The organism is Limnohabitans sp. DM1, from assembly GCF_001269385.1.
Lineage (GTDB): Bacteria > Pseudomonadota > Gammaproteobacteria > Burkholderiales > Burkholderiaceae_C > Limnohabitans_A.
The window spans coordinates 48392-68280 of sequence record NZ_CXOO01000042.1 but is presented as its reverse complement, the minus strand read 5'-3'; the positions used below and the strand labels follow the sequence as shown (position 1 = coordinate 68280).

Annotated in this window: 18 protein-coding genes and 1 pseudogene; 16 read left to right on the top strand and 3 right to left on the bottom strand. The window is 61.8% G+C overall.

Annotated elements, in window-relative coordinates; all coding sequences use genetic code 11:
• Positions 1–209: 209 nt before the first annotated feature.
• The 4 genes and pseudogenes from AMM33_RS16220 (at position 210) to AMM33_RS16210 (ending at position 3171) form a co-directional block, all read left to right on the top strand.
• Entirely contained in the window at positions 210–455 is a 246-nt protein-coding gene (locus AMM33_RS16220) for a metal-sensing transcriptional repressor (protein WP_053168744.1), read from the top strand.
• A 12-nt stretch (positions 456–467) separates the two neighbouring features.
• Positions 468–980, top strand: a pseudogene (locus tag AMM33_RS22510) (MBL fold metallo-hydrolase); the annotation flags it as partial.
• Between the two features lie 138 nt (positions 981–1118).
• A complete protein-coding gene (locus AMM33_RS22505) occupies positions 1119–1592 on the top strand; it encodes a rhodanese-like domain-containing protein (RefSeq protein WP_369802464.1) in 474 nt (157 codons plus the stop codon).
• Between the two features lie 256 nt (positions 1593–1848).
• Positions 1849–3171 carry an acetylornithine deacetylase/succinyl-diaminopimelate desuccinylase family protein gene (locus tag AMM33_RS16210; protein WP_090142333.1) on the top strand — a complete coding sequence of 441 codons (1323 nt, stop codon included), beginning with the start codon at positions 1849–1851 and terminating at the stop codon, positions 3169–3171.
• Positions 3172–3231: 60 nt separating this feature from the next.
• On the opposite strand, the gene AMM33_RS16205 is transcribed toward AMM33_RS16210, so the two are convergent.
• Positions 3232–4680 carry an amidase gene (locus AMM33_RS16205; protein ID WP_090142332.1) on the bottom strand — a complete coding sequence of 483 codons (1449 nt, stop codon included), beginning with the start codon at positions 4678–4680 and terminating at the stop codon, positions 3232–3234.
• A gap of 60 nt (positions 4681–4740) precedes the next feature.
• On the opposite strand from AMM33_RS16205, the gene AMM33_RS16200 reads away from it, so the two are divergent.
• The 9 genes from AMM33_RS16200 (at position 4741) to AMM33_RS16160 (ending at position 15479) form a co-directional block, all read left to right on the top strand.
• Positions 4741–6315: an ABC transporter substrate-binding protein gene (locus AMM33_RS16200; protein WP_090142331.1), complete on the top strand. Its 1575-nt coding sequence runs from the start codon at positions 4741–4743 to the stop codon at positions 6313–6315.
• Between the two features lie 123 nt (positions 6316–6438).
• Positions 6439–7392 carry an ABC transporter permease gene (locus AMM33_RS16195; protein WP_053168734.1) on the top strand — a complete coding sequence of 318 codons (954 nt, stop codon included), beginning with the start codon at positions 6439–6441 and terminating at the stop codon, positions 7390–7392.
• Positions 7393–7397: 5 nt separating this feature from the next.
• Positions 7398–8279 carry an ABC transporter permease gene (locus AMM33_RS16190; RefSeq protein WP_090142330.1) on the top strand — a complete coding sequence of 294 codons (882 nt, stop codon included), beginning with the start codon at positions 7398–7400 and terminating at the stop codon, positions 8277–8279.
• Positions 8276–9886, top strand: coding sequence for a dipeptide ABC transporter ATP-binding protein (locus AMM33_RS16185; protein ID WP_090142329.1), 1611 nt, complete (start codon positions 8276–8278; stop codon positions 9884–9886). Before AMM33_RS16190 ends, AMM33_RS16185 begins: the two co-directional genes overlap by 4 nt.
• A 6-nt stretch (positions 9887–9892) precedes the next feature.
• Positions 9893–11392 carry a M81 family metallopeptidase gene (locus AMM33_RS16180; RefSeq protein ID WP_090142328.1) on the top strand — a complete coding sequence of 500 codons (1500 nt, stop codon included), beginning with the start codon at positions 9893–9895 and terminating at the stop codon, positions 11390–11392.
• A gap of 44 nt (positions 11393–11436) precedes the next feature.
• Positions 11437–12849 carry an amidase gene (locus AMM33_RS16175; RefSeq protein ID WP_090142327.1) on the top strand — a complete coding sequence of 471 codons (1413 nt, stop codon included), beginning with the start codon at positions 11437–11439 and terminating at the stop codon, positions 12847–12849.
• 396 nt (positions 12850–13245) lie between these two features.
• A complete protein-coding gene (locus AMM33_RS16170) occupies positions 13246–14190 on the top strand; it encodes a M23 family metallopeptidase (protein ID WP_194945506.1) in 945 nt (314 codons plus the stop codon).
• Positions 14191–14221: 31 nt separating this feature from the next.
• The gene (locus AMM33_RS16165; RefSeq protein ID WP_090142325.1) at positions 14222–14680 is read left to right on the top strand and encodes a bactofilin family protein; all 459 of its coding nucleotides are present in this window, start codon (positions 14222–14224) and stop codon (positions 14678–14680) included.
• Positions 14681–14714: 34 nt separating this feature from the next.
• Positions 14715–15479, top strand: coding sequence for a type III pantothenate kinase (locus AMM33_RS16160; protein WP_090142324.1), 765 nt, complete (start codon positions 14715–14717; stop codon positions 15477–15479).
• A 27-nt stretch (positions 15480–15506) separates the two neighbouring features.
• Here AMM33_RS16160 and AMM33_RS16155 read toward each other — a convergent pair whose 3' ends face one another.
• Positions 15507–16172 carry a TetR/AcrR family transcriptional regulator gene (locus AMM33_RS16155; protein WP_090142323.1) on the bottom strand — a complete coding sequence of 222 codons (666 nt, stop codon included), beginning with the start codon at positions 16170–16172 and terminating at the stop codon, positions 15507–15509.
• 27 nt (positions 16173–16199) lie between these two features.
• Complete coding sequence (locus AMM33_RS16150; RefSeq protein ID WP_090142322.1) at positions 16200–16763, bottom strand: phasin family protein; 564 nt, start codon at positions 16761–16763, stop codon at positions 16200–16202.
• Positions 16764–16874: 111 nt separating this feature from the next.
• On the opposite strand from AMM33_RS16150, the gene rfbB reads away from it, so the two are divergent.
• From rfbB to argB, 3 genes are all read left to right on the top strand, one after another.
• Positions 16875–17933: a dTDP-glucose 4,6-dehydratase gene (rfbB, locus tag AMM33_RS16145; protein WP_090142321.1), complete on the top strand. Its 1059-nt coding sequence runs from the start codon at positions 16875–16877 to the stop codon at positions 17931–17933.
• Between the two features lie 80 nt (positions 17934–18013).
• Positions 18014–18910 carry a dTDP-4-dehydrorhamnose reductase gene (gene rfbD, locus AMM33_RS16140; protein ID WP_090142320.1) on the top strand — a complete coding sequence of 299 codons (897 nt, stop codon included), beginning with the start codon at positions 18014–18016 and terminating at the stop codon, positions 18908–18910.
• Between the two features lie 63 nt (positions 18911–18973).
• Positions 18974–19873, top strand: a complete 900-nt coding sequence (argB, locus tag AMM33_RS16135; protein WP_090142319.1) for an acetylglutamate kinase — start codon at positions 18974–18976, stop codon at positions 19871–19873.
• Positions 19874–19889 lie beyond the last annotated feature (16 nt).

Below are 19889 nucleotides of genomic sequence, written 5' to 3'. Positions count from 1 at the left end.
TTTGAAGTCACCCTGCAGACTTCACAGGGCCGGATCAATAAGTCAGGGGACGATGCGGCTTTTTGTGGGCACTTGCCCTGCAGGTGATCATCCCAAAACCATAAGCCCCGAATGGCCAGCAGGGCAATGTGTCATGTGCACAAAAAGTTATCATTGCCCCGACACTTTCATACTGCCACCCGTAATGCCTGTAAGCGCCGGAGATTTCCATGAGTCGAATCGTTGATCCTGAAAAGAAAAAAGCCCTGTGCGCCCGTTTGGCACGCATTGAAGGGCAGTTGCGCGGCTTGCAGCGCCTGATTGAGTCGGATGCCGACTGCGAAAAAGTGGCCCAGCAAATGGCCGCCTCGCGCAAGGCGCTGGACAAGTCCTTTTTTGCCATGGTGGGCTGCATGATTGAGCAAGGCGACCAATCGCCCCATCAGGTGGCCGAGATGTTGACCAAATTTGCCTGAGGAGGCTATGCCATGAATCCGATCCAATTGTTTGATCCGGCATCCAGCACTTATACCTACATCCTGTTCGATGACGTGAGCCGCGATGCACTGATCATTGACCCGGTGGATGAGCAGCTGCAGCGCGATCTGGCCGTGCTGAAAGAACACGGCCTGACGCTGCGCTGGTCGGTTGAAACCCATGCGCACGCCGACCATGTGACCAGCGCTGGTCGACTGGCCGAACTGACCGGAGCCCAGACGGCAGCGCCTGCCGGCTGCCATATTGGCACGGCCACCGTGCAACTCGAAGACGGCCAGGTGCTCACGTTTGGTGCGCACAGAGTCAAGGCTCTTCTCACCCCCGGGCACACGGCGGGCAGCATGTGTTTTTATGGGGTTTTTGGCCCGTCTCACCACGTCTTCACGGGCGACACCTTGTTGATCAATGGCTGCGGTCGCACCGATTTCCAGTCGGGCAGTCCCGAGGCGATGTACAACAGTTTGACGAATGTGCTGTTCAAACTGCCTGCACAGACCACCGTCTGGCCCGGCCACGACTACCAGGGCCGCACGCACTCCAGCATTGGGCATGAGATGCTGCACAACGCCCGTGTGGCGGGCAAGACACTGGCGCAATTTGTCGAGACCATGAACAACTTGAATCTGCCCAGACCCCAGCGAATGGATGAAGCCGTGCCCGCCAACTTGACGTCGGGCCTGCGCCACGATGCGGGCGGCGATGCCTTGCTGGCAGTGCGGCCGGTGTCCGGTTATGCGGGCGATGTGAGTCCTCAGCTGGCTTGGGCCTGGGTGCGATCGGGACAAGCGGCGCTGGTCGATGTGCGCACCGATGCCGAACGCGCCTGGGTCGGCTTTGTGCCCGAAGCCCATGCCCTGGCCTGGAAGCAGTGGCCCGGCATGGCGATGAACCCCGAGTTCGATGCGGGTATTCAGGCCCTGGGGGCGGGCGGCAAAAAGCTGGTGCTGCTGTGCCGCAGCGGCGTGCGTTCGATTGCAGCGGCGCAACGTGCCACTGAACTGGGCTTGCAGGCCTACAACATCCTGGAAGGCTTTGAGGGCGATCCAGACAGCCACGCCCACCGTGGCACAAGCGGCGGCTGGCGCTTTCACGGCCTGCCCTGGCGGCAGGCCTGAGCCTATTGATGCGGCGCGCTGAATTCTGAAACGGTTGCGCCAAGTCACCCGTAGGTCGGTGGCTTCAGCCCCGATACGGACCTGCGTCGGAGCCTGCAATGCCGGACCTGAAGGTACGACCTGTCAAAACCTTTGAGCCTTGAATACTTCACAGGGCCTGATCAACAGGGGTCATGCCGGGTAGACCTCGTCAAGGGGACAAAAACTGAGCCCTGTGTGACTGATGCACGCTGGGGGCGGGCGATACACTGCCCCCATGCACTCAGCTGTTGAACACCTCCTTGCCCGTATCGACGCCAAGCGCGACGAAGTCACAGCGCTCACCCAAGATTTGGTGCGCATCCCGACCGTCAACCCGCCGGGTGATGCCTACGAGGCCTGCGCCCATTTCATTGGTGAGCGGCTGGCCAAAAAAGGCTTTGCGGTCGAGTACGTGCGTGCCATCGGTGCCCCCGGCGACAGCGACAGCCACCCGCGCACCAATGTGGTGGCCCGCTGGCAAGGTGGCTCGACGGGTGAATGTGTGCACTTCAACAGCCACATCGACGTGGTCGAGGCGGGTTCGGGCTGGACTTATGAGCCCTTTGGCGGTCATGTGGCCAACGGCCGCGTGTATGGCCGTGGCACCTGCGACATGAAGGGTGGCCTGGCGTCCAGCATCATCGCCTGCGAAGCCCTGATCGAGTCGGGTTTGCCGATACCGGGCGCTTTGGAAATCAGCGGCACGGTGGACGAAGAATCCGGCGGCTTTGCGGGCGTGGGCTATCTGGCCGAGCGTGGTTACTTCAGCAAACCCCGCGTGCACCATGTGATCATCCCAGAGCCGCTGGGGGTGGACCGCATTTGCCTGGGACACCGTGGCGTGTGGTGGGGTGAGGTGGAAACCCGGGGGCGCATCGCGCACGGCTCCATGCCTTTTTTGGGCGACAGTGCCATCAACCACATGAGCGCCTTCATCCATTTGCTGGAGACGCAGTTGCAGCCGCGCCTGCAAGGCCGCAAAACGGCCGAGCCGGTGGAGCCGCCGGGCGCACGCGTGAGCACGCTCAACATCAACAGCATCCACGGCGGGCAGGTGGAGCAACACTATGCCAACGACGAACGCGGCTGGCCCACGGCGCAAACGCCCGCGCCGGTGGTGGCGCACAGCTGCCGCACGGTGCTCGACCGCCGCTTCATTGCCGAAGAAAACCTCGAGGCCGTCAAGCAGGAAATCATTGACATGCTGGACGAGCTCAAGCGCACCCGGCCGGGCTTTGACTACGGCATCCGCGACATCATGAGTTTTGTGCCCACCGCCACGCCCAAAGACGCGCCAGTGGTTGACGCCACAGCCCGCGCCATTGCCCGCGTGCTGGGGCGTGAACCGAGCTACATCGCCAGCCCCGGCACCTACGACCAAAAGCACATCGTGCGCACGGGCAAGCTGCAAGACTGCATCGCCTACGGTCCGGGCATCCTGGACTTGGCGCACCAGCCCGATGAGTATGTGGGCATTCAGGAGCTGGTGGACTCGGCCAAGATCATGGCCTTGGCCTCGCTGGACTTGACCGGCTGGTCACGCAGCTTGGGGGCTTGAGGGCCTGCGTCTTTCTGTTGGCTTCGGCGCAGGCGCCATGTCGGGGCTCAAGCCGCCGACCTACGAAACACCGGGCGGCTTTTGGGCGATCATGGGCTGGTTGGCCATTTCATAGGCGTGGGCCAGTTTGAGCAAGTCCAGGTCGCCCTGAGGTTTGCCAATCAGTGACAGGCCCATGGGCAGGCCATCGGGGCCAAAGCCTGCGGGCACGCTGATGGCGGGCAGGCCCGCAAAGGTGGCGTAAATCACCACTTCCATCCAGCGGTGGTAGGTGTCCATGGAGCGCCCAGCCACGCTTTGCGGCCAGCGCAGCGTCACATCAAACGGCCAGGTTTGCGCCACCGGAATGGCCAGCACATCAAAGCGTTCAAACAACTGCAGCATGCTCTGGAAAAACCGTGTGCGTGTGGCGCTGGCCGACATCAGCTGCGCGCCGGTCAAGGTAAGCGATTGGTCGTGTTCCCACAGCGCTTCGGGTTTGATTTTTTCGCGGTTGGCCGCATTCACCAAAAAAGGCGCCACACGCGGCCCGACCAGGGCCTGGCGCCAGACCAGCCAGGCTTGCCAGACCTGCTCGGGTGGCATGCCCAGCACGGCCTCGTCCACTTGACAGCCCATGTCAGACAGGCTGCCCAGGGCCGACTGGCAAATGTCCAGAATGCCGCTTTCCATGGGCAAATAGCCTTGCAGGTCGCCTAGCCAGCCGATGCGCTTGCCCTTGGGGTCGCTGTCCAGGCTGCCCGCAAACACGGCGGGGTCCTGGCTCAGGCTCAAGGGGCTGGGCGCATGCGTGCCCGCCTGCACCGACAGCAACATGGCCAGGTCGCGCACATGCCGGGCCATGGGGCCTTCGGTGCCCAGTTGCGCAATGAACACGTCTTGCGCGGGCCACATGGGCACACGGCCTTGCGAGGGGCGCAGGCCAAACACATGGTTCCAGCCCGCCGGGTTGCGCAAGCTGCCCATGAAGTCTGAGCCATCGGCCACGCACAGCATGCGTTGGGCCAGCGCCACGGCTGCGCCGCCACTGCTGCCGCCTGCGGATTTGCCGGGGTTCCAGGCGTTGCGTGTGGCCCCAAACACCTCGTTGAAGGTGTGCGAGCCCAGGCCGAATTCGGGTGTGTTGGTTTTGCCGATGACGATGGCGCCTGCGGCTTTCATGCGCTGAGCCATCAAGCCGTCTTCAGCGGCCACAAAGTCCTTCATCAAGGGGCAGCCCAGGCTGGTGCGCAAGCCCTGCACATTGGCCAGGTCCTTGATGGCTTGGGGCAGGCCATGCATCCATCCCAGGGATTGGCCCCTGGCCAGTTGAGCGTCGCGCTCGGCGGCTTGTGACAGCAACAAGTCCTGCTCGACACGGCTGACGATGGCGTTGCTCAGTGGGTTGAGTCGGTCAACTTGCGCCAGTGTCGCCTGCATGACTTCGCGGCATGAGACTTGCTGGGTGTGTATCGCACGCGACAAATCGAGTGCGCTGGATTGGGTAATGTCCTGATAAGTGATTGGCATGTTTGCATTTATAGTGTTTTGGTCAAGTTTGACTTGTCCCCCTATTGACTGGAGTGATTCATGAAGCGTCGTTCTCTTTTTGCTGTTGCGGCTTTGGCTGCAGCGATGTGTGCACCTATGGCCGCTCAGGCCCAAGGCAAAACCCTCAAGGTGGTGCCCCATGCCAACATCACCATCCTCGATCCTGTCTGGACCACGGCCTTCGTGACCCGTAACCACGGCTACATGATTTATGACACTTTGTTCGGCACCGATCTGGCCGGCAAGGTCAAGCCCCAGATGGTGGACAAGTGGAACGTGAGCAAAGACAACCTGACCTGGACGTTCACGCTGCGTGACGGGCTGGAGTTTCACGATGGCAAAGCTGTCAACAGCGAAGACGTGGTGGCGTCCATCAAGCGCTGGACCAGCCGCGACAGCTTTGGCGGCGTGCTGGCCAAGAGTGTTGAGAGCTACGCCACGCCCGATGCCAAGACCTTTGTGATCAAGTTGAACAAGCCTTTTGGCGTGATGCTCGAGGCGCTGGGCAAGCCTTCGTCCAACGTGTTGTTCATCATGCCCGCACGCATCGCGGCCACACCCGGCACCGAGCAGATCAAGGAACACGTGGGTTCCGGTCCTTACAAGTTCGTGCCCGCCGAGTACAAGCCAGGTGAGCGACTGGTTTACACCAAGAACGACAAATACAAGCCACGCGCGGAAGCACCAGATGGCACCACCGGCGGCAAGCAGGTGAATGTGGACCGCGTGGAGTGGGTCATCATCCGCGACCCGCAAACCCAGTTCAATGCGCTGGTGGCCGGTGAGGTCGACATCGTCGAGCAGCCCACCTTTGAGCAATACGCATCGCTCAAGGCGCAAAAAGACATCCATTTGGTGGACGCGCAACCTGCTGGATTGCAGTTCATCTTGCGATTCAACCATCTGCATGCACCGTTCAACAACGTCAAGATCCGCCAGGCCGCCATGGTGGCGCTGGGCCAGGAAGCTCACCTGAAGACCCAGGTGGGTGCCCCCGGCATGTTCACGTTCTGCAAGAGCATGTACCCCTGCGGTACACCCTTGGCCAGCGACAAGACCGGTATCTACACCGGCATGGCTGACCCCAAGAAAGCGGCAGAAATGCTCAAAGAGGCTGGCTATGACGGCACGCCTGTTTTGTTGATGCGTCCGACCGATCTGGCCTCGATTGCCAAGCTGCCCTTGGTGGCCAAGCAGCAGCTCGAAGCCGCTGGCTTCAAAGTGGACATGCAGCAAATGGACTGGGCCACGCTGGTGGCACGCCGCGCCAAGAAAGATGCGCCTGCACAAGGCGGCTGGAATGCCTTCATGACCGCTTGGACGGCTGGTGACATCCTGAACCCGCTGACCATGGCCATGATGAATGCTGCGGGTGACAAAGGCTGGTTTGGCTGGCAAGACGACAAGCAGATCGAAGACCTGAAAGTCAAGTTTGCTCAGGCCACCAACGATGCGCAGAAGAAGCAGATTGCCGAGCAGATTCAGCTGCGCGCCATGGAGACCGCTTCGCATGTGCCATTGGGCCAGTACTTTAACCCTGCGGCTTTGCGCAAGAACGTCACGGGCCTGGTGCCTGGTGGTGCGCAGGTGTACTGGAACATCAAGAAGAACTGATCGGGCAAGCTGGTCGGCCCTGCGGGGTCCGGCCGGTCTTGACTGCATCGACAGCTTTCGGGGCAGGGCCTTGGGTCTGGGCCTCGGCTGGCTGCTCATTCATCGTCATCCTCGGAATCTTTCATGCTGCGTTTTTTGATGCAGCGCCTGCTGGCGCTGATTCCTGTTTTGTTCACGGTGGCCATCATCGTGTTCCTGATCCTGCGGCTCACGCCGGGGGACCCCGCCGCCGTGATTGCGGGCAACAATGCCACCAACGAAGACATTGACCGCATCCGTGAACAGTTGGGGCTGACCAAGCCTTTGTTCACGCAGTTCGGCATCTGGCTTTCGGGTGTTTTGCAGGGCGACCTGGGGTATTCTTTTTACCTCAACAAACCGGTCACCGAGCTGATTGCCCAACGCATTGAGCCCACGTTGTCGCTGGCCGCAGGCACCATGCTGATTGCGGTGTGTCTGGCCGTGCCCCTGGGCACGCTGGCGGCCTGGCGCATGGGAGGCTGGCTGGACCGCATCTTGTCGGGTTTTGCGGTGGCCGGTTTTTCGGTGCCGGTGTTTGTGATCGGCTATGTGCTGATCTATGTTTTTGCCATCGAGTTGCAGTGGCTGCCGGTGCAAGGCTATCGCCGTTTGTTCGGGCCGTCTTCGCAAGGAGTCGGTGCATGGGCCTATCAGCTGGTGTTGCCCTGGATCAGTCTGGCCACGATTTATGTGGCACTGATCGCCCGGGTGACACGCGCCAGTGTGTCCGAAGCCCTGACCGAAGACTACATCCGCACGGCCCGAGCCAAGGGCGTGACCGAGCAGGTGGTCTTGCTGCGCCATGCGCTGGCCAATGCGGCGGTGCCCATCGTCACGGTGATTGGCATCGGCATTGCGCTTTTGATTGGTGGCGTGGTGGTGACTGAGACGGTCTACGCCATTCCCGGGCTGGGCTCGCTCACGGTGGACGCGGTGCTCAACCGTGACTTTCCTGTCATTCAAGGGGTGGTGCTGTTTTTCAGCGTGCTCTATGTGTTGATCAATCTGCTGGTCGATTTGAGCTACCTCTGGCTCGATCCCCGCATCCGTTACTGAACCGCATGAACAAACTTTTTCGCAAACTGATGGCGAACACCTCGATCCGTCTGGGGTCTGGCGTGTTGGTGCTGTTGATTTTGGTCGCCGCCATCGCCCCCTGGCTGGGCACGGTGGACCCGGCCGCCATGGACTCGGGCAACATCAACACCCTCTCGGGCACGGTGGGGCAGTTCGCCTTGCTCGACGGCTCCAGCGTGGCCCACACCTTCTGGATGGGCGCGGATAACTTCGGCCGCGACATTTACAGCCGCGTGCTCTACGGCACACGCGTGTCCTTGCTGGTGGGCTTGTTCACCGCCACGGTGGCCTTGGCCGTTGGGGGCGTGCTGGGCATGCTGGCGGGCTACTTTCGACTCGCTGACGCGGTGCTCATGCGCTTCATGGACGGCCTGATGGCGATTCCCGCCATCTTGCTGGCGATTGCGTTGGTCGCTGCACTGGGCGCGCAGCTGTGGACCGTGGTGGTGGCCATTGCCATTCCTGAAATTCCCCGCGTCACGCGCCTGGTGCGCTCGCTGGTGCTGACCTTGCGCGAAGAGCCCTTTGTGGAGGCGGCCCGCGCTTTGGCCACGCCCACGCCGGTCATTCTGGTGCGCCACATCTTGCCCAATGCGATGGCTCCGCTGATCGTGCAGGGCACCTTCATTGCGGCGAGCGCAGTGTTGACTGAAGCGATCCTCAGCTTCCTCGGCTTGGGTTTGCCCGCCGACATCCCGACCTGGGGCAACATCATGGCCGAGGGCCGGGTGCAGTTCACCCAGTACCCGGGCAATGTGCTGTTTCCCGCGCTGTTTCTGGTGCCTACGGTGCTGGCCATTAACTTGCTGGGTGACGGCCTGCGCGATGTGCTGGACCCCAAATTCGCGAAACGGAGCGGCGCATGAGTACACCCGTTCTGTCCATTCGCGGCCTCTCGGTCGCCTTGCCTGCGGGCGGTGACCGGGCCCATGCCATCACCGGGGTGTCGCTCGACATCCTGCCTGGCCAGACCCTGTGCGTGGTGGGCGAGTCCGGCTCGGGCAAATCGGTCATGGCCACCACGGTGATGGGGCTGCTGCCCAAAGAGCTGGACCCTGTGGCGGGCGACATCGTCCTGCAGGGCGAATCCTTGCTGCAGGCGTCCAAACTGCGGTTGCGTCAGTTGCGCGGCAAGGCCATGGGTATGGTGTTCCAGGAGCCCATGACGGCCCTGAACCCGGTCATGAGCTGCGGCGACCAGGTCGATGAATTGCTGTCCACCCACACCGACTGGCCTGCCGAGCAGCGCCGTGCCGAAATCCTGCGTGTGTTCGAGCGCGTCAAGCTGCCCGACCCGGCACGCATGCTGCGCAGCTTCCCTCACCAACTCAGCGGTGGGCAACGGCAGCGCATCGTGATCGCGATGGCCGTGATCTTGAAGCCCGCGCTCTTGATATGCGACGAGCCGACCACCGCGCTTGACGTGACCACACAAAAAGAAATTTTGCGCTTGATCGCCGACCTGCAGCGCGAGCAGGGCAGCGCGGTGCTTTTCATCACCCACGACATGGGCGTGGTGGCCGAGATCGCCGACCAGGTGCTGGTCATGAACCAGGGTCTGGCGGTCGAAAGCGGCGACTGCGGTCAGGTGCTGCGCCGCCCCCGCGCCGATTACACGCGCCAGTTGCTGGTCGCTGTGCCGGGCATGACGCCACCGCCTGCCAAACCCGAGCCCGAGGGGCCTGCCCTGCTGTCGGGTCAGGGCGTGGGCAAGACCTACACCAGCCACGACTGGCTGGGCCGCAGCCGCCCCACGGCGGCTCTGATGGATGCGGCGGTGGCCGTGCGTGCCGGTGAGACGGTGGGCATCGTGGGCGAGTCGGGGTCGGGCAAGTCGACCTTTGCGCGTTGCCTGATCCGCCTGATCGACCCGACAGAAGGGCAGATTTGGTGGGACGCCGACGACGTGGCCCGCATGCCTGAGGGCCAGTTGCGACCCCTGCGCCACCGCGTGCAGGTGGTCTTTCAGGACCCGAACCGCTCGCTCAATCCCCGCCGTACCGTGGGTCAATCGATGGTCGAAGGCGCGATGAACTTTGGCCAGTCGCGCGAGCAAGCCGAAGCACTCGCGGTTGAATTGATGACGCAAGTGCGCTTGCCAGTCGATGCTTTGAAACGCTATCCCAGCCAGTTCAGCGGTGGCCAGCGTCAACGCCTGGCCATTGCCCGTGCGCTAGCGTGCCGCCCGCAGGTGCTGGTGGCCGATGAGGCCGTGAGTGCGCTGGACGTGAGTGTGCAGGCCCAGATCCTGAACTTGCTGCGCGAAGCGCAGTCGCGTTTGGGCCTGGGGCTGCTCTTCATCACGCACGACCTGCGCGTGGCCGCACAGCTGTGTGACCGCGTCATCGTGATGCACCAAGGCCGCATCGTGGAGCAAGGCCGCACGGTTGATCTCTACGCCAACCCGCAGCAAGACTACACCCGGCGCTTGTTCGATGCCGCGCCAGCGGCACTGCCTCCTCTGGAAAACTGACACCGCATGACCCGCATCCTGATCGCTGGCTACCAGCACGAGACCAACACCTTTGCCCCCAGCCTGGCCGATTGGGCCGCCTTCCAAAGCGGCGAGGCCTTTCCGGCCTATGTGCGCGGGCAGGCCCTGATCGATCAGATGACGGGCGTGAACATCCCGGCGGGCGGCTTCATCGACGCGGCGCGGCGCGAAGGCTGGCAACTGGTGCCCTCTGCCTGGGCCGGGGCCACGCCCTCGTCGTACGTGACCCAAGACGCGTTTGAGCGCATCTGCGCGGCCATTGTCGAAGACGTTCGTGCGGCCCTGGTGCAGGGCCTGGACGGGGTGTACCTCGATCTGCACGGCGCAGCCGTGGCCGAAAACGCCGACGACAGCGAAGGCGAGCTGATCGCCCGCATCCGTGCGGTGGTCGGCCCCAAGCTGCCCATCGTCGCCAGCCTGGACCTGCACGCCAACGTGACCGAGCGCATGCTGCAGCTGTCCGACGGTCTGGTGGCCTACCGCACCTACCCGCACATCGACATGGCCGAGACCGGCGAGCGGGCCGCCCTGCTGCTGCGCGAACATTTGCGCGCAGGCGGCAAGCGCCCGATGCAGGCGCGACGCCTGCCGTTTTTGATTCCCCTCAACGCCCAAAGCACCTGGATGGCCCCGGCCAAAGACCTCTACGACGAGATGATCGCGCTGGAGTCGCAAACGGGTTGCATGCTCAGTTTTTGCATGGGCTTTCCGGCGTCTGATTTTGCCGAGTGCGGCCCTGTGGTCTGGGGCCATGGCCCACAGGCTGATGTGGCGGTGCAGCGCTTGTTTGAGCGCGTGGCCGAACCCGGCCAGTGGCGTCCCGATGTGCTGCCTGCCCGCGAGGCCGTGACGCAAGCCCTGGCCACGGCCGAAGTGTCAGCCGCCCCCGTGGTCATGGCCGATACGCAAGACAACCCGGGCGCAGGCGGTGACAGCAACACCACGGGCATGCTGCACGCATTGCTGCAACAAGGCGCGGGTCAGCGCTGGCCTGGCCAAGTGGCACTGGGCTTGTTGTACGACCCTGAAGCCGCCCACATGGCCCATGCCGCCGGGGTGGGGGCGAGCCTGCAACTGGCTTTGGGCAAAGCGGTGCCCACCTTCACGGGCGAGGCAAGCGACCCGCCCTTGCAGGGGCGCTTCACAGTGCGGGCTTTGGGGCCGGAGTACTGCGAACTCAAAGGCCCGATGATGACCGGCATGAAGGCCCACATCGGCCCTTGTGCGTGCCTTGAAATCGACGGCGTGCTGATCGCCGTGGCCAGCGGCAAGATGCAGATGCTTGACCGCGAACTGTTCCGCGCCGTGGGCATCCACCCCGAGCAAATGAAGCTGCTGGTGGTCAAAAGCTCCAACCATTTTCGGGCCGACTTCACGCCCATCGCCAGCCGCGTGCTGGTGGCCAAAGCGGCCGGTCCCATGGCCGCCGACCCGGGCGACTTGCCCTGGAAAAAACTCAGCCCCCAAACGCGCACAAGGCCTTGACGCGCTTGGCTTGACCTCATTCCCCCCCACGATTGGAGACCCACATGAGCACCACCGACCTGACCCAATGCGCTGCGCACGAATTGATGCAGCTGTACCGCACCGGGCAGGCCAGCCCGGTGGAGGCCACGCAGGCGGTGCTCTCGCGCATTGACCGCGTCAACCCCAAGATCAATGCCTTTTGCCTGGTCGATGCCAAAAGCGCATTGGCCAGCGCCCGAGCCAGTGAAGTGCGTTGGCAGGCGCACCGCAGCACCGGCGCACCCGTGGGCGAGCTCGACGGTGTGCCCACCAGCATCAAGGACCTGATCCTCACCCAAGGCTGGCCCACGCTGCGTGGCAGCCGCACAGTCGACCCGAACCAGCCTTGGGATGTGGACGCCCCGGCCACAGCGCGACTGCGTGAAGCGGGCGCGGTGCTGCTGGGCAAGACCACCACGCCTGAGTTTGGTTGCAAGGGCGAAACCAACTCGCCCGCCACCGGCATCACCCGCAACCCCTGGAATTTGAACCACACACCCGGCGGCTCATCGGGCGGCGCAGCCGCAGCCGTGGCTGCAGGCTTGGGGCCGCTGGCCGTGGGCACCGACGGTGCGGGCAGCGTGCGCATTCCGGCCGCGTTTTGCGGCAACGTGGGCCACAAACCCAGCTTTGGCCGCGTGCCTGCCTACCCCTTGTCGCCCTTCGGCTCGGTGGCCCACCTGGGCCCACACACCCTGAGCGTGCGCGATGCGGCCACGATGATGAACGTGCTCAAACAGCCCGACGCCCGCGACTGGACCTCGCTGCCGCCGGACACCACCGACTACACCGTGGGCCTGGAAGACGGCATCCGTGGCCTGCGCATCGCCTACTCGCCCACGCTGGGTTACGCCAAGAACGTCCACCCCGAAATCGCGGCCTCGGTCGATCAGGCCGTTAAGCAACTCCTGGCCTTGGGTGCGTATGTGGAGCAGGTGGACCCGGGTTTTGAAGACCCCCTCGACATCACCACCGGCCTGTGGTTCCTCGGGGCTTACACCGTCTGGTCGGGTCTCACGGCCGAGCAGCAGGCCTTGGCTGACCCCGACTTCCGGGCTGAAGCGCAATTAGGTGCTCAGCTCAGCGCTCAGCAGGTCCAGCAATTGCACCAGCGCCGGGGCGTGCTGGGCTCGCACATGCGCCAGTTCATGCAGCGCTTTGACCTGCTGGTCACTCCTGCTGTGGCCATCCCGGCTTTTGAGGCGCGTGCGGCCGGCACGGTGGCCATGAACCCGGTGTCCATGCTGGGCTGGACACCCTTCAGCTACCCCTTCAACCTCACTCAGCAGCCCGCCATTACCGTGCCCTGCGGCTTGACCCGCAGCGGCCTGCCCATGGGCCTGCAGATCGTGGGGCCGATGTTTGGCGACGCCTTGGTCTTGCGGGCTGCCCGTGCCTATGAATCTGTGGCACCCATCCAACGGCCCGTCATTTGATTTGTCACTGCGTTCGCAGTGAGTCTGGGGGGGCAGGGGCAATGACTGCGGGTAAATCAGTCATTGAGCCCTTGGGAAATATCCAATTGGGTAATGTTAAATATAACGATTGAAGGTATATTTTTTTGACGATATTGTCTGAGTTGTGGATTTGATGCGTTGATCTCAGGGTTTACGGTGATTGCAGGCCGGTCTGTTTATCCTTTACTCTACAAAGTAGTCAAGATTCTGTTTTTTTCATGACAAATCCATCACTGAGATATTGGTTTTGACTATATTCGTCTAATAAAGTTTCTTTTTGACCTTCAAAATACGAATAGTGTTTGAGGTAAGTTTTTTGATCGTTTGATTGAGGTTTGCAACGCCCAGCAAGGTGTGCCAGCCACAGGAGTTCTCATGCAGTTGATCTGGGTGTCTGCACCTACAGCCAAAGTGGTGACGCTTTCCATCACCGCCCGAACCGTCTTGGTGGGCGTTTTGGCCCTGTCCACGCTCTTGGTCGCCTTGGGTGTGCTTTTTCATTTTGTGGGCCTGCGCGTTGCGGTGGAATACGCGCCAGAATTGGCCACACGCATGGGGGGTGTGACCAGTCAGGGTGAGCAAGACAAAGTCGAGGCCGCTTACCGAGCCAAACTCGAAGAGATCAACCAGCAGTGGGGGGCCGTGTCCGAGCGGCTAGAGCAATTGGAGTCTTCCAAGAACGAGTTGCTGGTGCGCCTGGGTGTTGCGCGCTTGTTAGGTGCGCCCACCGACAAAAAAACGCTTTCACAAGATGGCCGCGGTGGGCCTTTGAAGCTGTTGCCCATCTGGGGCAGCACCCATGCCCAACCCCTGAGCGAACAAATGGCGCAGGCTTCGCAGAAATTGCAGCAATTTGAGCAATCCATGGCTCAAACACAAACGCAATGGCAAAAAGACGCAGAACGTTTTGACAAGCTGCCCACAGCGCTGCCTTTGTCCAACGACTTCATGCTGACCAGCTCCTTTGGCGTGCGCTCTGATCCCATGACCCACTTGCCCAGCATGCATGAAGGCATCGATTTTGTGGCACCTGTGGGCACACCCATTCAAGCCACGGCCAATGGCGTGGTGCTGCGTTCTGAGCGTGCCGGGGCCTATGGCATTCTGGTCGAAGTGGCGCATGCCGATGGTTTTGTGACCCGCTATGCGCACTTGAAAGCCGCCACGGTTCAAGAGGGCGCTGTTGTGCAGCGCGGTGACACCGTGGGCCTGCTGGGCAACACCGGCCGCTCCACGGGCCCTCATTTGCACTATGAGGTGATTTTCAAGGGCCAGGCCATGCATCCAGCCAAGGCCCTGGCCGCATGGGCCAATCAATGAATCATGCCGTTTAAAAAGACAAGGAAACACGATGTTCGGTAGCAAAAAATCCAACAACACCCCATTGGTCATGAGTCAGGAAAAATTCAACACCTTGATCGGTAAAAACTCCGAAATCCACGGCTGCCTGCTGCTCAAGGAAAGCGTGCGGATTGACGGCAAAGTGATCGGCAACATCGAAGCCCCCAGAGATCAAGACATCTCGGTGGTGATCGGCCCGACAGGAGAAATCCTGGGTGATGTGATCGCTGGCCGCATCATCGTGGCGGGTAAGGTGTCCGGCAACATCCACTCTTATGAGCGTGTCGAGTTGTTGTCCAGCGCCCTGGTGCAAGGCGACACCAAATACGCTTCCATTGCCGTGGAGCATGGCGCGCGGTTGCTGGGCTTGCTGCTTCAGGTAGATGGCACGGACGTGCCCGCTCAACCCGAGCGTGACGCCCAAGATGCAATTCGCAAAGCTCAAACATCCGGTGTTGATGAGTCCTGAGTTTCAAGACAATTGAATTCATTAAAATCGGGGCATGACATTTTTAGCCCTTGATGTTGGCAATACCCGTTTGAAATGGGCTTTGTACGACCGCCCCAGCTCACAGGCCCAACTGTTGGCGCATGGCGCGGAATTCCTTGAAAACATCGACCGTTTGTCGGAAGGGGCCTGGGCAGATTTGCCAACGCCCGAGCGCATGTTGGGCTGCGTGGTGGCAGGAGACGCCATCAAGCGCCGGGTTCAGGAACAAATGGAACTGTGGGACTTCACGCCCCAGTGGGTGGTCCCCAGCGCCCAAGAAGCGGGCGTCACCAATGGCTATGACCACCCCTCTCGCTTGGGCTCAGACCGCTGGGTGGCCATGATCGGTGCCCGCCAGCGCATGCTGGCTCAAGGCCCGGCACGGCCTTTGGTGGTGGTCATGGTGGGCACTGCCGTGACGGTGGAGGCCATAGATGCCGAAGGCCGTTTTTTGGGGGGGCTGATCCTGCCCGGACACGGCATCATGCTTCGGGCGCTAGAGTCGGGTACGGCAGGCTTGCATGTGCCCACCGGCGAAGTGCGTCCCTTTCCGACCAACACCAGCGACGCGCTCACCAGCGGAGGTACCTATGCCATTGCGGGCGCTTGCGAACGCATGGTGCAGCATCTGCGCGAGTACACCGGCCAAGAGCCCATCTGCGTCATGACCGGTGGCGCAGGCTGGAAGATGGCACCCAGCATGTCCTTGCAATTTGAGTTGGTCGACAACCTTATTTTTGATGGACTGCTGAGCTTGGCGCAGCAGCGTTTTGCCTGAAGCGGGTGCAGTCAGGCACAGCGGGACTCACTTGGCCGGTGCGCTGTAGGCAGCGGTCAAGGCCTGCAAATGCGCCTTCAATTCAGGGCTGGCCATATAGGGGGTCAGCAAAGCCAGCACATGTCGGGCGCCGCGAGTCAATGCCAAGCCCGCGCTGGCGGGCTCCATGGCTTGGCGCGGGTTGCGCACATATTCATAACTGAGCCAATACGTGACCATGACCGACATGCTGGCCGATAGGGTTTCAATGCTGTCCGGGTTAATCTGCATGAGGCTTGCGGCCGCCAGGGATTCCAGCATCAGCCGAAAAGCATGGTTCTTGCGTTCCAGCACCGCATGGAAATGCGTCTCCAGATGGCGGTTGCCCGACAGCAGGTTGTTCAGGTCGCGGTACAAGAAACGGTGGTTCCAGACCTGCTCGAACAGGGAGTGCAGGAAAAACCATGCGTCTTCAATGTCATGCACATCGGGCGCCGCATCCAAAAGGCCCAGCATGGCGCCCTCGTATTGGTCAAACAGTTGGTTGACCAATGCATCCTTGGACGGGTAGTGGTAGTAAAGATTGCCGGGGCTGATGTTCAGCTCGGCCGAAATCAGCGTGGTCGAGACGTTGGGTTCGCCAAATCGGTTGAACAGATCCAGCGTGACCTCGGCAATGCGCAAGGCGGTGCGGCGGGGGGCTTTTTTGGCCATGGCGTGCGCTGGGCAGCGATGCGCTGATTACTTTGGGGACTTGCGGAAAAGGGTTTTGGTGGCCGGTTTGGTGCCTGGTTTTGCCGCTGGCTTGGATGCAGACGTAGATGTATTGGAGCCTGTTGGCTTTGGCGTCGATACGGCGGTTTTGGCTGTGCGTGGGGGCGTGCGGTCGGCTGCTGGGGCTGCGTTCAGTTGCGCTTCAAGTTGCTCGATGCGTGCCGTTAGCATCTGCATGTCCAGCAAGGTGGGCATGCCCAAGCGGTGCAGGGCTTTGGCCACGCGGTCTTCAAACAGATGCTCCAGCTTGTCCACCCGGACCGAGGCCTGTTGGCCCAGGTCGGTGGCCATGTGGGTCAGGCGTTCTGTGGCTTCTTGCAGTCGTTGCTGGGCTTCGGCCTGGCTTTTGCGTTGCAGGGCCAGTCCGTCGTTGACCAAGGCCTCCATGGCTTTGCTGCCTTGTTCTTGCGCCTTGGCCATGGCGCCCAAACCGGCCAGCCAGATGTTGTGGGCCGATTGAACGCTGAAGTCAGGCATGCTGCTGGATGGGTCAGCCGAGGTCTTGGGGGCTTTGCTGGGCGTTTTGGCCATGGTGAGGTTTCTCCAGAAGGCCTGACTTTAACCGGAAGGCTTTGGCAAAGCTTCTAAAATCCTGAAAAAACGGGCGCTGCATCCCGCTGCGTTCTCAACTCCAAAAAAAAAATGACCATTCTTGTCACCGGCGCGGCCGGATTCATCGGCGCCAATTTCGTGCTCGACTGGCTGGCACTCAGCCAGGAAACCGTCATCAACCTCGACAAACTCACCTACGCAGGCAATCTGGAGACCTTGTCCAGCCTGCAAGGCGATGCGCGGCATGTCTTTGTGCAGGGTGACATCGGTGACGCCGAACGGGTCAGCCGCTTGCTGGCCGAGCACCAACCCCGCGCGGTGGTCAACTTCGCTGCCGAAAGCCATGTGGACCGCTCCATCCATGGCCCGGGTGATTTCATCGAAACCAACATCGTGGGCACCTTCCGCCTGTTGGAGTCTGTGCGCGGTTACTGGTCTCCTTTGCCCGAGCAGGAAAAATCGGCATTCCGCTTTTTGCATGTGTCCACCGACGAGGTGTATGGCTCGCTGTCCAAAGACGATCCGGCATTCGCAGAGACGAACCGCTACGAGCCCAACAGCCCCTACAGCGCCAGCAAGGCCGCTAGCGACCACCTGGTGCGCGCCTGGCACCACACCTATGGCTTGCCGGTGCTGACCACCAACTGCAGCAACAACTATGGGCCTTACCATTTCCCGGAAAAACTGATCCCGCTGATGATCGTCAACGCCCTGGCGGGCAAGCCGCTGCCGGTGTACGGTGACGGCATGCAGATCCGTGACTGGCTCTACGTCAAGGACCACTGCAGCGCGATTCGCCGCGTGCTCGAAGCCGGGCGTCTGGGCGAGACCTACAACGTGGGCGGCTGGAATGAAAAGCCCAACATCGAGATCGTCAACACCGTGTGCAAGCTGCTCGACGAGTTGCGCCCCAAGGCCGACGGCAGCAGCTACGCCACGCAAATCACCTACGTGACCGACCGCCCCGGCCACGACCGGCGCTATGCCATCGACGCTCGCAAGCTCGAAGCCGAGCTGGGCTGGAAGCCTGCTGAGACCTTCGAAACCGGCATCCGCAAAACGGTCGAGTGGTACCTGGCCAACCCGCAATGGGTCAGCAATGTGCAAAGCGGCGCCTACCGCGACTGGGTGAACAAGCAGTACGCATGAATGCGTCATGGCGAGCGAAGGGCGGCCATACATGGATCGCCGCTTTGCTTCGCTCCTCGCGATGACTTTGGGAGCTTTTTTTGAAAATTCTGCTTTTGGGAAAAAACGGCCAAGTCGGCTGGGAGTTGCAGCGCAGCCTGGCCCCCCTGGGCCAAGTGTTGGCGCTGGACCGTCACAGCACCGACTTTTGCGGTGACCTGAGCCAACCTGAACAGCTGGCACAAACTGTGCGCGACTGGCGGCCCGACGTCATCGTCAACGCAGCCGCTCACACGGCGGTCGACAAAGCCGAGTCTGAGCCCGACCTGGCCCGCTGCCTGAACGCCACCGCCGTGCAAGCGCTGGCCCAGGCTGCAGCTGAAGTGGGCGCCTGGCTGGTGCATTACTCGACCGACTACGTGTTCAACGGCCAGGGCCAGCAAGCCTGGCAAGAGAGCGACGCCACAGCGCCGCTGAGCGTTTATGGCCAGACCAAGCTTGAAGGCGAGCAGGCCATTCAGGCCTCGGGCGCCAAGCACCTGATTTTTCGCACCAGCTGGGTCTATGCCGCACGCGGCGGAAACTTTGCCAAAACCATGCTGCGCCTGGCAGCCGAGCGCGAGCGTTTGACCGTCATTGACGACCAACACGGCGCACCCACCGGGGCCGACATGATTGCCGACGTGACCGCGCATGCGCTGCGTCAGGCCCTCCAGAGTCAGGACGCATCCCTCAGCGGCATTTACCACCTGGTGGCTTCGGGCGAGACCAGCTGGCACGGCTACGCCCGCCATGTGATCAGCCAGGCGCAGCAGCTCAGGCCTGAGCAGCTGCTGAAAGTGACCGAGATTGCACCCGTGCCCACCTCGGCATTTCCCACGCCTGCCAAGCGGCCGCTCAACTCCCGACTGGACACGCAAAAACTTCAGCACACCTTCGGTCTGGTGCTGTCTCCCTGGCAGCAAGGGGTGGACCGCATGCTGGCCGAAATCCTCTGAGCGCGCAGACCCCTTGCGGCACAATCACTTCCAAATGTCCCCTTTGAAACCAAGTTTCGCAACATGACCGACACCCTTGCCGCCACAACCGTCTCCCCCCGCGACCAAGCCCAGATCCTGGCGCAGGCCATGCCCTACATCCGCAAGTTCCACGGCAAAACGCTGGTCATCAAATACGGCGGCAACGCCATGACCGATCCGGCCCTGCAGCAGGCCTTTGCCGAAGACGTGGTGCTGCTCAAGCTGGTGGGCATGAACCCGGTGGTGGTGCATGGCGGCGGCCCGCAAATTGAAAATGCCCTGACCCGTTTGGGCAAAAAAGGCGAGTTCGTGCAAGGCATGCGCGTGACCGACGCCGAAACCATGGAAGTGGTTGAGTGGGTGCTGGGCGGCGAAGTGCAGCAAGACATCGTGGGCATGATCAACCGCGCAGGCGGCAAGGCCGTGGGCCTGACGGGCCGCGATGGCGCCATGATCCGCGCCAAGAAACTGCGCCTGATCGACGCGCAAGACCCCAGCAAAGAGCTGGACGTGGGCCAAGTGGGCGACATCCTCAGCATTGACCCGTCCATCTTGAAGGCCCTGCAAGACGATGCCTTCATCCCGGTGGTCAGCCCCATCGGCTTTGGCGAGAACAACGAGAGCTACAACATCAACGCCGACGTGGTGGCCGCCAAACTGGCCACCGTGCTGCAGGCCGAGAAGCTCTTGATGCTGACCAACATCCGGGGCGTGCTCGACAAAGAGGGCAACTTGCTCACCGAGCTGACGCCCAACCGCATCGACGAGCTGTGTGCCGACGGCACCATCAGCGGCGGCATGATCCCCAAAATCGCGGGCGCTTTGGATGCAGCCAAGAGTGGCGTCAATGCCGTGCACATCATCGACGGCCGCGTGCCCCACGCCATGCTGCTCGAAGTTCTGTCCGAGCAGGCCTTCGGCACCATGATCAAAAGCCGTTGATCCATCACAAATAAAA

What these genes read in the sequence shown, in the direction of transcription:
- AMM33_RS16220 (WP_053168744.1), top strand. Translation starts at nt 210, where the DNA reads ATGAGTCGAATCGTTGATCCTGAAAAGAAAAAAGCCCTGTGCGCCCGT.
- AMM33_RS22505 (WP_369802464.1), top strand. Translation starts at nt 1,119, where the DNA reads ATGGATGAAGCCGTGCCCGCCAACTTGACGTCGGGCCTGCGCCACGAT.
- AMM33_RS16210 (WP_090142333.1), top strand. Translation starts at nt 1,849, where the DNA reads ATGCACTCAGCTGTTGAACACCTCCTTGCCCGTATCGACGCCAAGCGC.
- AMM33_RS16205 (WP_090142332.1), bottom strand. Translation starts at nt 4,680, where the DNA reads ATGCCAATCACTTATCAGGACATTACCCAATCCAGCGCACTCGATTTG.
- AMM33_RS16200 (WP_090142331.1), top strand. Translation starts at nt 4,741, where the DNA reads ATGAAGCGTCGTTCTCTTTTTGCTGTTGCGGCTTTGGCTGCAGCGATG.
- AMM33_RS16195 (WP_053168734.1), top strand. Translation starts at nt 6,439, where the DNA reads ATGCTGCGTTTTTTGATGCAGCGCCTGCTGGCGCTGATTCCTGTTTTG.
- AMM33_RS16190 (WP_090142330.1), top strand. Translation starts at nt 7,398, where the DNA reads ATGAACAAACTTTTTCGCAAACTGATGGCGAACACCTCGATCCGTCTG.
- AMM33_RS16185 (WP_090142329.1), top strand. Translation starts at nt 8,276, where the DNA reads ATGAGTACACCCGTTCTGTCCATTCGCGGCCTCTCGGTCGCCTTGCCT.
- AMM33_RS16180 (WP_090142328.1), top strand. Translation starts at nt 9,893, where the DNA reads ATGACCCGCATCCTGATCGCTGGCTACCAGCACGAGACCAACACCTTT.
- AMM33_RS16175 (WP_090142327.1), top strand. Translation starts at nt 11,437, where the DNA reads ATGAGCACCACCGACCTGACCCAATGCGCTGCGCACGAATTGATGCAG.
- AMM33_RS16170 (WP_194945506.1), top strand. Translation starts at nt 13,246, where the DNA reads ATGCAGTTGATCTGGGTGTCTGCACCTACAGCCAAAGTGGTGACGCTT.
- AMM33_RS16165 (WP_090142325.1), top strand. Translation starts at nt 14,222, where the DNA reads ATGTTCGGTAGCAAAAAATCCAACAACACCCCATTGGTCATGAGTCAG.
- AMM33_RS16160 (WP_090142324.1), top strand. Translation starts at nt 14,715, where the DNA reads ATGACATTTTTAGCCCTTGATGTTGGCAATACCCGTTTGAAATGGGCT.
- AMM33_RS16155 (WP_090142323.1), bottom strand. Translation starts at nt 16,172, where the DNA reads ATGGCCAAAAAAGCCCCCCGCCGCACCGCCTTGCGCATTGCCGAGGTC.
- AMM33_RS16150 (WP_090142322.1), bottom strand. Translation starts at nt 16,763, where the DNA reads ATGGCCAAAACGCCCAGCAAAGCCCCCAAGACCTCGGCTGACCCATCC.
- rfbB (WP_090142321.1), top strand. Translation starts at nt 16,875, where the DNA reads ATGACCATTCTTGTCACCGGCGCGGCCGGATTCATCGGCGCCAATTTC.
- argB (WP_090142319.1), top strand. Translation starts at nt 18,974, where the DNA reads ATGACCGACACCCTTGCCGCCACAACCGTCTCCCCCCGCGACCAAGCC.